At 61.1% G+C, this 12763-nt stretch carries 13 protein-coding genes; 2 read left to right on the top strand and 11 right to left on the bottom strand.

What is annotated here, in order from left to right:
• Window position 1: 1 nt before the first annotated feature.
• From GA0061101_RS26600 to GA0061101_RS26575, 7 genes are all read right to left on the bottom strand, one after another.
• The gene (locus tag GA0061101_RS26600; protein ID WP_037197479.1) at window positions 2-1213 is read right to left on the bottom strand and encodes an efflux RND transporter periplasmic adaptor subunit; all 1212 of its coding nucleotides are present in this window, start codon (window positions 1211-1213) and stop codon (window positions 2-4) included.
• Between the two features lie 106 nt (window positions 1214-1319).
• Window positions 1320-2810: an efflux transporter outer membrane subunit gene (locus tag GA0061101_RS26595; RefSeq protein WP_051963580.1), complete on the bottom strand. Its 1491-nt coding sequence runs from the start codon at window positions 2808-2810 to the stop codon at window positions 1320-1322.
• A gap of 297 nt (window positions 2811-3107) precedes the next feature.
• On the bottom strand, window positions 3108-3737 hold the full coding sequence (locus GA0061101_RS26590; protein WP_037197573.1) for a hypothetical protein: 630 nt from the start codon (window positions 3735-3737) through the stop codon (window positions 3108-3110).
• A 308-nt stretch (window positions 3738-4045) separates the two neighbouring features.
• Window positions 4046-4207 carry a hypothetical protein gene (locus GA0061101_RS39550; RefSeq protein WP_167669603.1) on the bottom strand — a complete coding sequence of 54 codons (162 nt, stop codon included), beginning with the start codon at window positions 4205-4207 and terminating at the stop codon, window positions 4046-4048.
• A gap of 82 nt (window positions 4208-4289) precedes the next feature.
• The gene (locus tag GA0061101_RS26585; RefSeq protein ID WP_092575747.1) at window positions 4290-5141 is read right to left on the bottom strand and encodes a helix-turn-helix transcriptional regulator; all 852 of its coding nucleotides are present in this window, start codon (window positions 5139-5141) and stop codon (window positions 4290-4292) included.
• A gap of 64 nt (window positions 5142-5205) precedes the next feature.
• On the bottom strand, window positions 5206-5433 hold the full coding sequence (locus tag GA0061101_RS26580; protein ID WP_037197481.1) for a DUF1127 domain-containing protein: 228 nt from the start codon (window positions 5431-5433) through the stop codon (window positions 5206-5208).
• A gap of 153 nt (window positions 5434-5586) precedes the next feature.
• Window positions 5587-6498 carry a dihydrodipicolinate synthase family protein gene (locus tag GA0061101_RS26575; RefSeq protein WP_037197482.1) on the bottom strand — a complete coding sequence of 304 codons (912 nt, stop codon included), beginning with the start codon at window positions 6496-6498 and terminating at the stop codon, window positions 5587-5589.
• 149 nt (window positions 6499-6647) lie between these two features.
• Between GA0061101_RS26575 and GA0061101_RS26570 the strand changes: the two genes are divergently transcribed.
• Window positions 6648-7352: a GntR family transcriptional regulator gene (locus GA0061101_RS26570; RefSeq protein ID WP_037197484.1), complete on the top strand. Its 705-nt coding sequence runs from the start codon at window positions 6648-6650 to the stop codon at window positions 7350-7352.
• Between the two features lie 135 nt (window positions 7353-7487).
• A complete protein-coding gene (locus tag GA0061101_RS26565; RefSeq protein ID WP_037197485.1) occupies window positions 7488-8630 on the top strand; it encodes a M24 family metallopeptidase in 1143 nt (380 codons plus the stop codon).
• Between the two features lie 69 nt (window positions 8631-8699).
• Here the strand turns inward: GA0061101_RS26565 and GA0061101_RS26560 are convergent, their stop codons facing one another.
• The 4 genes from GA0061101_RS26560 to GA0061101_RS26545 all read right to left on the bottom strand — a co-directional run bounded on the left by GA0061101_RS26560 (window position 8700) and on the right by GA0061101_RS26545 (window position 12722).
• Entirely contained in the window at window positions 8700-9749 is a 1050-nt protein-coding gene (locus GA0061101_RS26560; RefSeq protein ID WP_092575744.1) for a DUF2278 family protein, read from the bottom strand.
• A 140-nt stretch (window positions 9750-9889) separates the two neighbouring features.
• Window positions 9890-10948 carry an ABC transporter ATP-binding protein gene (locus tag GA0061101_RS26555; protein WP_037197488.1) on the bottom strand — a complete coding sequence of 353 codons (1059 nt, stop codon included), beginning with the start codon at window positions 10946-10948 and terminating at the stop codon, window positions 9890-9892.
• Window positions 10949-10952: 4 nt separating this feature from the next.
• On the bottom strand, window positions 10953-11783 hold the full coding sequence (locus GA0061101_RS26550; protein WP_034510592.1) for a carbohydrate ABC transporter permease: 831 nt from the start codon (window positions 11781-11783) through the stop codon (window positions 10953-10955).
• A gap of 3 nt (window positions 11784-11786) precedes the next feature.
• The gene (locus GA0061101_RS26545; protein WP_037197490.1) at window positions 11787-12722 is read right to left on the bottom strand and encodes a carbohydrate ABC transporter permease; all 936 of its coding nucleotides are present in this window, start codon (window positions 12720-12722) and stop codon (window positions 11787-11789) included.
• Window positions 12723-12763 lie beyond the last annotated feature (41 nt).

Here is a 12763-nt window from a genome sequence, read left to right as displayed (position 1 = left end):
TTCAGAACCCCATCGGCGGCGGCCCGCCATTGTTGCTGTTCGTCGTCGTCGCAGCGATGGCCTCGCCGATCACGACGCTCTCGCCCTCCGACAGGCCGGACTGGATCTCGGCCGTGACATTATTGTTGAGGCCGACCATAACCTTTCTGGAATTCTGCTTGCCATTTTGATCGACGACCTGAACGCTGTAGGAACCGTCGGCCAGCCTTGCACCGAGCGCGGAGGATGGAATGGTCAGCACGCTCCTGGCCTGGCCGAGGACGATGTGCACTTCGGCGGACATATAGGTGCGGAAATGATTGTCGTGGTTCGGCACGGCGAAGACGCCGTTGTAGTAGATCGCCGAAGACGACGAGGATGACGTCGTGCTGCTGCTAGACGATGTCGTGGTGGAAGAGGATGTGACGCTGCTATCGCTGGTGATCGATTCCGGCGCCGGTTCGATCGATTGCAGCACGGCGTCGTGGCGGGTGACGGGATCGCCGAGAATGGTGAAATAGACCGGCTGCCCGACCTTGACCTTGACGACATCGGCTTCCGATATCTCGGTGCGAACGATCATTGTATCGAGTTGTCCGAGAATGACGATGGTCGGCGCCGATTGCGCCGCATTCACCGTCTGGCCCTGCTGATTGACGATCGCGAGCACGGTGCCGTCCATCGGCGCGGTTATGCGCGTATAGGAGAGGTTGGCCTGCGCCGTTTCCACCGCTACCTCCGCCGAGGTGATCTGCGCATCGAGAGCGGCGATCTGCGCCGTGATCTTCTTAACGCTGGCTTCCGCGCTGTCCAGATCGGCCTTGGAGCCGGCCTGGTTGCGAAAGACGGTCTGCTGGCGGATGAGGGTCAGCCGCGCATTGGCAAGGTCGGCCTCGCTCTCCTGACGCTGCGCCCTGACGTTGGCAAGCGAGGCCTGCGCGATTTTGAGGTCGTTGCTCTGCGTCGTCGAGTCGATCTCGGCGATCAATGTGTCCTTCTTCACGGCATCGCCGAGCTTCACATCGAGCGCGGTAATGCGCCCCGAGACCTGCGCGCCGACTGCGACCAGCTTGACTGGCTTGAACGTGCCGGAGGCAAGCACGGCTTCTTCGACATCGCCGCGTGTCACCGGTGCGGTAATGGCGGATGATGTCTGCCGGTCGAAAAAGCCGTACCAGAAGAGGATGAGGCCAATAGCGGCGAGCAGGAGCAAAATCACAAATGCCAGCCGCATCGGTTTGAAGCCTCGGCGTGAGGGGGATCTCGCAGGGACTGCTTCTGCGGTTTGTTTCGGATTGATGGTCGCCGGTGCTTCTCGGTCTAGGGTGTTCAGCATGTGATTATTTGGCCATCGTCAAATGTGGACCGGTGTCGGTATCGACCACCGCGGGTTTGGAGACGTCGACATCACCGTCCCAGCCGCCGCCGAGCGCCTTGTTGAGCGAGATATAGTCGGTGGCGATCGATGCACGACTCTGAATGACGGCTTCCTCGGCGCTGTAGAGCGAGCGTTCGGCGTCGAGCACGTCGAGAAAGTCGGTAACGCCAGCCTTGTTGAGTGTACGCGACAAATCCGAAGCACGGTTGTAGGAGCTGCTGGAGGAGACGAGCTTGCCGTATTTCAATCGCTCCTGGGTGAGCGATACGACGGCATTCTCGACGTCTTCCATCGCCGAAAGCACGGCTGATTGGTAGGCGATGAAATATTGATCGCGCTCGGCCTTGGCGACGTCGACCGCCGCTTTGAGCTGGCCGCCCTGGAAGATCGGCACGGTCAGCGAAGGACCGAGCGACCATCCGATGGAGGATCTCTTGGCAAGGTCGCCGACGCTGGCGGCGGACGAGGAGATGTCTCCCGTCAGCGAAATGGATGGATAGCGATTGGCCTCGGCCTTGCCGATCTTGGCCGTATATTGCGCAAGTTGCCGTTCGGCCAGCCGGACGTCGGGTCGTGAGACGAGGATATCGGCGGGAATGCCCGTCGAGACGCTCATCTTGGGGCTGGGAATGGGAGCGCTGGCCTTGAGCCTCTCCTCAAGTGCCGCCGGCGGCCTACCCAGCAGTACGCCGAGACGATGAACAGCTTGGGCGTAGGAGATTTCGTAGGCCGGAATATCGGCTTCGGTGCTGCTCGCCAGAGCGTCTGCCTTGGCGGTGTCGACAGCGGTGGCACTGCCCGCCAGATATTCGGCATGGGTGAGGGCGGCGCTCTTGCGCTGCGAGACGGCGGTGCGCTTGGCCAGATCGCGCAGCGCCTGATATTCGCGTGCCTGCACATAATAGGAAGCGACATCGCCGATAAGGGTCAGCATCGTGTCGCGCAACTCCTCGTCGGCTGCATCGACGCCATATTTTGCCGCTTCGGCTGCGCGCTTGTTGCCACCGAAGAGATCGAGCTCCCAGCTGGCGTCGAAACCTCCATCATATAACGTGGAGAAGGTAGCATCGGTCGCGCCGCCTGCCGCGGCTGACGTGCGCGTGCGAGTTGCCGATGCGGTTCCCTCGGCTGTCGGCAGCAAAGCGCCTCTCTGCTCGCGATAGGTGGCGCGCGCTTCGCGGATCTTTGCCTTGGCAGTCGCGACGTCGAGATTGCCGGCTATCGCCTCCTCGATCAGTGCATCGAGCGTTGGGTCCTTGAGCTGCTTCCACCATTGGGACAATTGCGGCGCCTTCGCAGGCTTGGTTCCGGCCTTGCTGCCCCAGTGCGACGGCACGGCAAGGCCAGGCGTGCGGTAGTCCGGGCCAACGACACAGCTTGTCAACGTCACGGCGAGTGCGATGGCAGCAGCAATATTCGACAACCCTGTGTTTGAAGGCGAACATATCGGCAAGATGTCTATCCCTGTTCATGGATCATGTGCGCCGGCCTCGGTTCTGGCTCGGACGGAAGGCGGACCATTTGAGGAGGCAATCGGCTTTCCTTCTGCGGGAAGGGACGATGAAGCTCACGCGTCATTGGTCCGGGAACGCCGGGCGGGGCGTTCCCGGACCATTCGGCCCTTTGAGGGGCCGCTCCTTCCAATCGACGAGGGCGTCCGGGGGGAATCTCGATCGGTTGGAGGCGGAGAGGAAATGGTCTGTTGTGACTATGCAGTCGGATGTTCCCTGGTCGAATCCTCGATCATCTATCAGCGGAATGCGTGAGGGCCTGGAACGAGGGATCGTTCCGCATCCTCAAGCTTTGCAAGTTGATCGGCGGTCAGGACGTTGCGCAGGGCGACGGCCTTGTCCTTGAGGACGGTTGCCTTGGCGGCGCGATCCAGCGCGTGATCGGCGACGAGTTCGCCAAAGAGTTCCTTCTGCTTGTCGGCGTCGTGATCGGGCTGCGACGCAGCAGCGTCATCCGGGAGCGGCGGGCCGGGTGGACGATGTTTCGGAAAAGCCAGAAAATCCGACAGCGCGCTGGTGTAGTCCCGCCAGGCATCGAGCTGGGCGCTGTGAATGCCGATCAGCGTTTCCATGGCCGACAGCTTGCCCGCAAGCTCGAGAGCCGGATCCGGCCCATGATGGAAGCCGCCGGGCGGCTCGTTTGGCGGCATGGGCATGCCGGCGCCGAAGGCCATCATCGGCCCTTCGGGATGCGGGCCCGGGCAGGGCCAGCCGCCCGGCACCATGCGGCCCGGCATGGGTTGCGCCGCCTCGATGCCTGGGGGCTTCTGCGTATCGGGCGTGGCAGCCGGCTCGGCGGCGAGCGCGGAAACGGCAACGCCGCCGATGGCTGTTATCAACAAAGTTGCGACGATGTGTCGTTGCCTCATGATCAGTACCTTCATTACGATTTACTGATGCTGAGGCTAGCGAGGCCGTATGAATGCAATAGGTCCCGATATTTCCGAATGTTTCTTGGCGAAGGAATGTTGCGAACGAAGTTTGCTGGGAGCGCCGTGGCAACAATTCTTTACCACTTTCCTGCGTTGGACACGCAGAAGGGCGAAATCTGCGGTCCGTCGCGCCTGGTGCCAATATTTTCCTTTGAATCATCATGGAAAGAGCCGCGCCTTGGGCGCGGCTCTTTCCATGATAATGGCCCGATGAAAGCGCGGCTCGAGCCGCTTCGGTCCCGTCTCTATTCCTTGCTGCTCAACGCAGCCGAGGTTGACTGATCGGCTTCCCTGAGTGCGGCGGCGCACTCCTCGCAGCAGACCTCGACCGACTTGCCGCCGAGGTTGACCTTGATGGTCTCTGCACCCAATTCGCAGTCGCAAGCGGCGCATGTGGTTCTCTTCATCTCATAACCCTTTCCTGAATGATCCCCCGATCGGGGCAGGGTCATGAGAGCACCGTTGGCCCTATCGGCGCTGTCGGAATCTTTAGCGACTGATGTAGCGCTTCGGTTTCAGCTGCGCCGAGCGCTGGAATTCGGCGGGTGTCAGGCCATAGGTCTGCTTGAAGGCGGCGCTGAAATGGCTGTGGCTGGAAAAGCCGAGATCGAGGCCGAGCATCGTCAGGTCGTCGTACCGGCCAAGAAGGTCGAGCGCGCGGGCCAGCCGCAGCCGCAATTGATAGCGATAGAGCGGCATGGCTTCGACCTGCTGGAAGACCTGCGTGAGGTAAACCGGCGAGACACCGACCTCCTTGGCGATCTCTGCGAGCGTCCATCGCCGGGCGAGATCGGAAGACAGGACGAGCTTCGCCCGATCGACAAGCTTCTGCCGGCCAAAGCTGGCGCCGGCCGCATGTGATGTGCGCTCGCCGAGCGAGCGGCGCACCAGGGTCAGTGCCAAGGTCTCGCCCTCGAGGCTTTCGGCTATGTTGCGGCTCAGGCCGTGGCGAAGAAGGGCGACGAGCGCCTGCGCGCGCGGGTCGACGCGACGGCGTTGGCGGCGGAAGACGACGCCTTCGCCGGCCTGCACCTGTTCCTTCGGCGCAAGCTCTTGGAGTACAGCCTCGTCGATCGCCAGATCGAGACAGGAATCGCCACCCTCGACCGGGTGACTGATCCTGTAGTCCTGTCCGCCGTTGAAGAAGATGACCTGATTGGCCTCGGCGACAACGTCATTCTGGCCGACATGCCGCTTGAAGACGCCGCGATAGGGATAGACGAGGCTTGTCTTGTGAGCGCATTCCTCGTCGCTCTTGTGGCGGCATTCGACATTGCAGACGACATCGCGGATCATGACGGTTTTCGTCTTCAGCAGTAGAGCCGTCGAAATTTGTGACATACCGCAATCCCCATCGAGCCGTAGGGCTCCGCTGCCGGAGCCTAACACATCTCGCGCCGGCTTTTTAGTAGCGGCTGTAAACATGAACGTCGCTTCCCGCTTGACCGCGCGAAAGCCCGATATCCTTCAGCTGATCGTCGGAGAGCTCCAGAAGTGCGTTTCGATTGCGCCGTTCATTCATCTTGTGCATCAGCAACCGCGCGACGGCTGCAATGGCAGAGAGGGGCGTGCGCCGAACCTTGAGGCCGACACGAATGCGCGCGGATGAAATTGTGATGCTGGGGCTTTGCATGGTGATCCTCCACCGTTGGTTTCGATGGAGGCAATCAACCACTCCCGCGGCGTCCGCGCTGTCAGATAATTTAGCGATCGAACAGGGCCGATCGTGTCGCCGCAGGGGGAGGCAGCCGGCAACCGCTGTCGCAGCGGTCGCCGGCGTTTAAAATCAGGCGGCGGTACGAACCTTCGACGGGCGGGTGGCTGCTGCCTTTTCGACCATCGCGGTAACCTCGGCGCGACGGGCTCCGGAAAGCGGCAGGCGCGGCATACGGACGCGCTCCGAGCCACGGCCCATGATCTGCTCGGCAAGCTTGATGGACTGCACTAGATCATGCTCGGCATCGAGATGCAGGAGCGGCATGAACCAGCGATAGATCTTGCGTGCTTCCTGCCAATCGCCACGTTCGGCGGCGGCAACCAGTTGCACCGATTCCTGCGGGAAGGCGCTCGTCAGGCCGGAGACCCAGCCCTTGGCGCCGAGCATCAGGCCCTCAAGCGCGACATCGTCCAAACCTGCAAAGATATCAAAGCGATCACCGAAAGCATTAATGAGATCCGTGAAGCGGCGCGGATCCGGCGCGCTCTCCTTGACGGCCTTGATGTTCGGCACGTCGGCAAGCGCCTGCAGCACATCGGCGCCGATGTTGACGCGGTAGGCGGGCGGATTGTTGTAGAGCATGATCGGCAGCGAGGTCGCTTGCGCAACAGCGCGGAAATGCGCGATCAGTTCTTCAGGCTTCGGCACATAGACCATTGCCGGCAGCAGCATCAGGCCGTCGGCGCCGAGCTTCTCGGCATCGCGGGCGTAGGCGACGGCCCGGCGCGTATCGAGTTCGGAGACGCCCGTGACCACAGGCACCCGACCGTTGACCACCTCGACGGCGGCCTTGAGGATGGTGCGCTTTTCCTCCGGGTCGAGCGAATTGTTCTCGCCGCATGTTCCCATGACGATCAAGCCGTTGACGCCATCGTTGACGAGCGCGTCCTGAACGCGCTGCGTTTCGGGGATATCAACGGAAAGATCTTCCTTGAATTGCGTCGTTACGGCGGGAAATACGCCCTTCCATCCTGTCGTCATCGTTCGATCCTCATTGGAGATGAAGGTCTTATATACAAACTGTCGACAAAGCTCAAGAAGCGTGGCATGAAAGTTTAACAAGTGGTGGCCGGCCTTGCCGGGGCATGTGAAAAGGCAATATTGGAGCCTTGGCTGCGAGGGGTATCCGAATGCAAAGTGATGCGGAAAATGTGCGGGTGCGGGGGTCCGGCACGCAGAGCGTCTATGTGACGCTGCGGCGGGAGATATTGTCCATGGCTCTCGAGCCAGGAAGCCCGCTCGACGAGGTGCGGCTTTCGGAGCGTTTCGGCATGTCGAGGACGCCCGTGCGCGAGGCGCTGCTTCGTCTTGCCGCCGACGGACTGGTAACGACGCTTCCGAACAGGAACACCATCGTCGCCACGATCGATTTCGCCGGCCTTCCCACCTATTTCGAGGCGCTCACGCTGATGTATCGGGTGACGACGCGTGGCGCGGCGCAGAGACGCGATGCAGCCATCATGCGAACCATTCGCGCCCATCAGAAGGATTTCGCCGACGCCGTGCTTGCGCGCGATGCCTTTGCGATGATCGAGGCGAACCGCGAGTTTCACGTCGCCATCGCCGAGCTCGCCGGCAACCCCTACTACACGACATTTTTCACGCGCCTGCTCGACGAAGGGCGACGCATCCTGCGGCTCTATTATTCCACCTTCGATGACCGCCTGCCGCGTCAATATGTCGATGAGCATGAAGAGATGATCGCCGCGATCGAGGCCGGCGATGTCGAGCAGGCCGATAAGCTCGCGATCGATCACGCCGCCCAGATCGTCCGACAGATCCAGGATTATGTCGCCCGTGACATGGATAGGCCAGTGGCGGTCAAACTGGGCTGAAAGCCGGCCACGCAAGCGGCCGGTAATGACTGCATTTTATCTGTCGACATTTTGCCTACAGGGTCGCTAGTGTCGATATCATTGTGTATGGCACCAAAGCGCATTCGCCTGGGATCATTGAGGAGAGTTGAAAACATGTCGTGGCAGCATCCCGTACCCCGGATCACCCAGGAGGAAAGGCAGGAGCGCCTTTCAAGGCTTCGCCGGCTACTCGATGCACAAGGCCTGGCCGGCATGCTGATCGGACCGAGCGAGAGCCTGCGCTATTTCACCGGGCTTGTCTGGCACGCGAGCGAACGGTTCCTCGGGGCGTTGGTCACGCCGACCGAGCTTTATTACATCGTCCCCGGCTTCGAGCGCAGCCGCGTCGAAACCTTGCCGCGGCTGCCTGCCGAAATTCTCGAATGGCAGGAGGAGGAAAGCAGTGCCGCGCTGATCGCACGTCTGCTCGGCGATGCCGGTGTTCTGGCACTTGACGACAGCATGCCGCTTTTCTTCTATCACGCTCTGGCGGCCAAGCTCGGGACTGAAAGGCTGACGAACGGCGGGCCGATCATCAATAGCCTTCGCCGGATCAAATCGCCTGCTGAGATCGCGCTCATTCACTATGCGATGAACCTGACGCTCGATGTGCACAAGCAAGCGCATGCCTTGCTCAAGCCGGGAATCCGCGCCTCCGAGGTGGTGGAATTCATCGACCGGCGGCATCGGGAGGCGGGCGCCCATGGCGGCTCGACTTTCTGCATCGTGTCCTTTGGCGAGGCAACGTCACTCCCGCATGGCGCCAATGGTGACCAGACGCTCGGCGAAGACGATGTCATTCTCGTGGACACCGGTTGCCGCATCGACGGCTATCACTCCGACCTGACGCGAACCTACAAGCTGAAGACAGGCGACAGCGCCTTCGAACAGGCCTGGGCGATCGAGCGCGATGCGCAGCAGGCCGTTTTCGATGCCGCAAAGCTGGGCGCAACCTGCTCAAGTCTGGATGATGCTGCTCGTGCCGTGCTTGCCAGATATTCCCTGGGGCCGGATTATAAGCTGCCAGGACTGCCGCACCGCGCCGGCCACGGCCTCGGGCTGGAAATCCATGAGGAGCCCTATATCGTGCGCGGCAATGCGACGACGCTTGCTGCCGGCATGTGCTTCTCGAACGAGCCGATGATCGTCTTTCCGCAGAAATTCGGTATCCGGCTCGAGGACCATATCCACATGACGGCGGATGGTCCGCGTTGGTTCACCCAGCCGTCCAAGGGGCCGACCGAACCATTTTCCTGATGGCAGGCGACCCCGGCGCTCCGAAGGGAACTAGCGCCGGGAAATGCCTGAAGAACGTATGAGCCGTGCTCACGCCTGGAACGGAATGGTACGTCCCGGCTGCTTTGCCTGATCCTTGGTATAGGAGACACCGTGGACCTTGATGCCCTGCGCATTGAGCAGGGTGATGATCCCGCCCTTGTTTGAGAGTGCAACGGGAGGGTGGATTTCGACAACCTGCGTCGCGCCGGCAGCAATCGAACCTGCGAGCGGCATTGCGTTCTTCTGCTTGTCCTTGATTTGCCAGCCGGTGAGATCGACGGGCACATCGGCGGTATTCAGCAGCGTGACGGTTTCGCGTTCGGGCGTCTTAACGTCGTTGACATAGGCGGCGATGATGCGCACCAGCCCGTCCGGTACATCGAAGGTCGGGATGGCATCACGGTCGACCGGCGCATGCGGCAGGTTCGGATGATCCCGGCTCGGCGCGACGATGACGGACCCGTCCGTGTCGTCCGAATGCCACGCCTGCGTCTGGAATTTCATGAAGATCGCGACCCATTGCTGCTCGCGAGGAAACTCCAGTATCAGGCCGCCGTCCTGCCACGGACCGTTCTGAGAGGCGTATTTTCCGCCCGGATTGCCCTGATTGAAATGGATGTCATGAATGCCGCGGCCGGGTTTGAAGCCGAAATATTGATCCGCCTTGCTATTCTCCGGTCCCCAGGTCTCGCCAAAGGCATAGATCATCGCCTGTTCGTCCGACATGGCGTGCTGAATGTAACTATCGATCTTTTCGTTGAGATCGTTGTCGGGGCCTGCCGCCGAAATCGGAAGCGGTTTCAGTTCCCAGGGCTGCATGAGATTGCCGCGAATGAAATCGAGCGCGACGCCACCGGGTTGGCTGGGCGTCGGGTGCAATCCTTCCGGCAGCTCGGCCAGCTGTGCCGTGATTGGATGTTCAAAGCGGTCCCGCACGAGGAATTCGACCTCGCTTCCGTCCTGCGAACGCACATTGACCGCGATGCGATACAGCGTTCCATTTTCCGAAACGAGCACCTGATAATGCGGGCTTGAGCCGGTCGCCAGGCGATTGTTGATGGGTCTGCCTTTGAGCACGGCGTAATTGTTAAGCGGCATGACATCCTCCCTGGTCTATTTAAGGAAGAGCATAGTGTCGTACTTGAATGAAACTTCTGCGACATTAGAAGATAGCCGCGCGCGCGTCAAAGTTCTATCGGTTTGCGCGATTTGGCTCCGGCGAGGAAAAAAGTCGTCGCTTAGGTCGCCCTTTTTCCCTCTTCATCGAAGACGTGCAGATGCTGCGGCGGAAAGGCGACATTCACCTGGGTACCGGCGCTCAACGCACTGCGATCCAGCGTGAACACCTTGAACGGCAGGCCATGCAGAGAAAGGTGCAGGATGATGCCGAAACCCGTAGGCTCGAGAAGCTCGACATTGGCGGCCATATCGGACTGATCCGAAGAGAGGACGACATGCTCAGGCCGGATGCCGAGGGTCGCCCTGACGCCTGACCGCAAGTTTAGCGGCGCCGGTAGCGGCACGACGGTGCCGTCCTTCAGCTTCATGCTGCCCGTTTCATAGGTCGCATCGAGAAAATTCATGCCGGGTGAGCCGATGAAGCCGGCAACGAAGAGGTTGGCGGGGCGGTCGTAGAGCTCAAGGGGGCTCCCGACCTGCTGGACCACCCCGCCATGCATGGCGACAATCCGGTCCGCCAGCGTCATCGCCTCGATCTGATCGTGGGTGACGTAGATCGATGTCGCTTTCAGGTCGCCATGCAATTTCTTGATTTCGGCCCGCATCTGTTCGCGCAGACGGGCGTCGAGGTTCGACAGCGGCTCGTCGAAGAGGAAGGCTTTCGGCTGGCGCACGATGGCGCGTCCCATGGCGACGCGCTGACGCTGGCCGCCGGAAAGCGCCTTCGGGCGGCGCTCAAGCAGGGGGTCGAGGCCGAGCTTCGCGGCAGCTGCCGCGACCGCTTTCGCGATACTCTCCTTCGCCATCTTCCGAAGTCGCAGGCTGTAGCTCATGTTGCCGGCGACATTCATATGCGGATAGAGCGCGTAGGACTGGAAGACCATGGCGATGTCACGGTCCTTCGGATGCAGCTCGTTGACGCGCTTCTCGGCGATACGGATCTCGCCGCCGCTGATGTCCTCCAAGCCGGCGATCATTCTGAGCAGGGTCGACTTGCCGCATCCCGATGGGCCGACGAGGACGACGAACTCCCCATCCTTGATCCTCAGATCGATGTCGTGCAGCACCTGCACATGGCCGTAGGCCTTCTTGACGTTCTGGATATCGATCGATGCCATGTGACTAACCCTTGACCGCGCCGGCCGTCAGGCCCTGCACGAGATAGCGTTGGATGAGCAGGAAGAAGAGTGCGGCCGGAATGAGCGCCATGACGCCCGCTGCCATCATCTGCCCGAAATCCACCGAGAATTTCGAGACGAAGGTGAGAAGCCCGACCGGGAAGGTCGCGGCCTGATTGCCGTTGATCAGCATGAGCGCGAAGAGCAGCTCACTCCAGGCGGCCGTGAAGACGAAACCGAGCGTCGCGGCGATGCCGGGCAGCGTCAGCGGCAGGATGATCTGCCGGAAGGCGATAAACTGGGTCGCGCCGTCGATCATGGCAGCCTCTTCCAGATCCTTCGGAATGCCGTCGAAGAAGGACTGCATCAGGAAGGTGGCGAAGGGCACGTTGAAGGCCGTGTAGACGACGACGAGGCCGGTGAGACTATTTGTCAGATGCAGCGGCGTCAGGATCTTGAAGATCGGCGCCACCAGCATGACCAGCGGAAACATCTGGGTGAGCAGCATCAGCGCCACGATCCAGTACTTGGCGCGGAAGTTGAAGCGCGAGAGCGCATAGCCGGACAGCGAAGCGCAGATGGTCACCGCAATCGCCGTCGAGCCCGAGACGATCAGGCTGTTCTTGAAGAATGTCGGGAAGTCGCTGTGCTGCAGCACGAAAGCATAGTGTTCCCATGTCGTGCGCGAGGGCCACATGCGCACGCCTTCCGTATAGAGCAGGTCGTTCGGCGTCACCGAGACCTTCAGCAGCCAGAAGAGCGGGAAGAGCGCGAAGACGACGTAGCAGAGGATCGCCAGGCGATGCGCGATAGTCGGGAGAACGGATCGTCTCATGGCTCAATCCTTGTTCAGCAGGGTCTGCCGCAGCAGGATGATCAGCATGGAATAGGCAAGCAGCAGGACCAGCAGCACCAACGCGATGGCCGAGGCATAACCGAAGTCCAGCCGCCTGAAGGCCTGCGTGAAGATGTAGCTCGCGACGATCTGCGTGCGGTCGGCCGGTCCGCCGCCCGTCATGACGACGATCAGGTCGGCGAAGTTGGAAACCCAGACCGTACGCAGGAGTACCGTGATGGCGATGGTCGGCGCGAGGAAGGGAAGCGTGATAGAGCGGAAGCGCTCGAACCAGCCGGCGCCATCGATGGAGGCCGCTTCATAGAGATCGCGCGGGATTGCCTGAAGCGCGGCCAGCAGCGTGATCGCAAAGAAGGGGATGCCCCACCAGACATTGGCGATGATCGGCCCCCACATCGCATAGTGCGGATCGGAAAGAATGTTACCCGGCTCGCTCATCAACCCCATGGCGTAAAGCCAATGCGGGATCGGGCCTATGACGGGATTGAAGAGCCATGACCAGTTGAGGCCGGCCAGGAACGAGGGAACCGCCCAAGGCAGGAACACCAGCGCCTGCACGATCGACCTGCCGAGGAAGGGCTTGTCGAGCAAAAGGGCGAGGATCAGCCCGAAGATGAATTGCAGCACGACGGATGCGCCGGTCCACCAGAGCGTGTTCTTCAGCGCGCCGTAGAAGGCTGCATCCTTGGAGAGGTCGCGGAAGTGCTGCAGGCCGATGAAGCCGCCCGAAAATGGATTGAGCAATTGGATATCGCGAAATGCGTAGGAAATGCCGATCGCCAGCGGCACCAGCATCACGGCTATGATGAGGATGAGGGCAGGGGCGCTGTAGAGATAAGGCTCCGAGGCGTCGGCGAGGCGTTTCAGCCACGGCCTTTGGTCGTGACGCCTGTCGAGCGTGTCGGTGATCGAAGTCATCTGCAAGAGTTCCCGTTCGCGGCGTTCGGACGCCGTCTGTT

Origin of the sequence: Martinezella lusitana (assembly GCF_900094565.1) — a bacterium.
GTDB lineage: Bacteria > Pseudomonadota > Alphaproteobacteria > Rhizobiales > Rhizobiaceae > Rhizobium > Rhizobium lusitanum.
The sequence above is the reverse complement of the archived record's forward strand: the minus strand, read 5'-3'. Positions and strand labels throughout refer to the sequence as shown.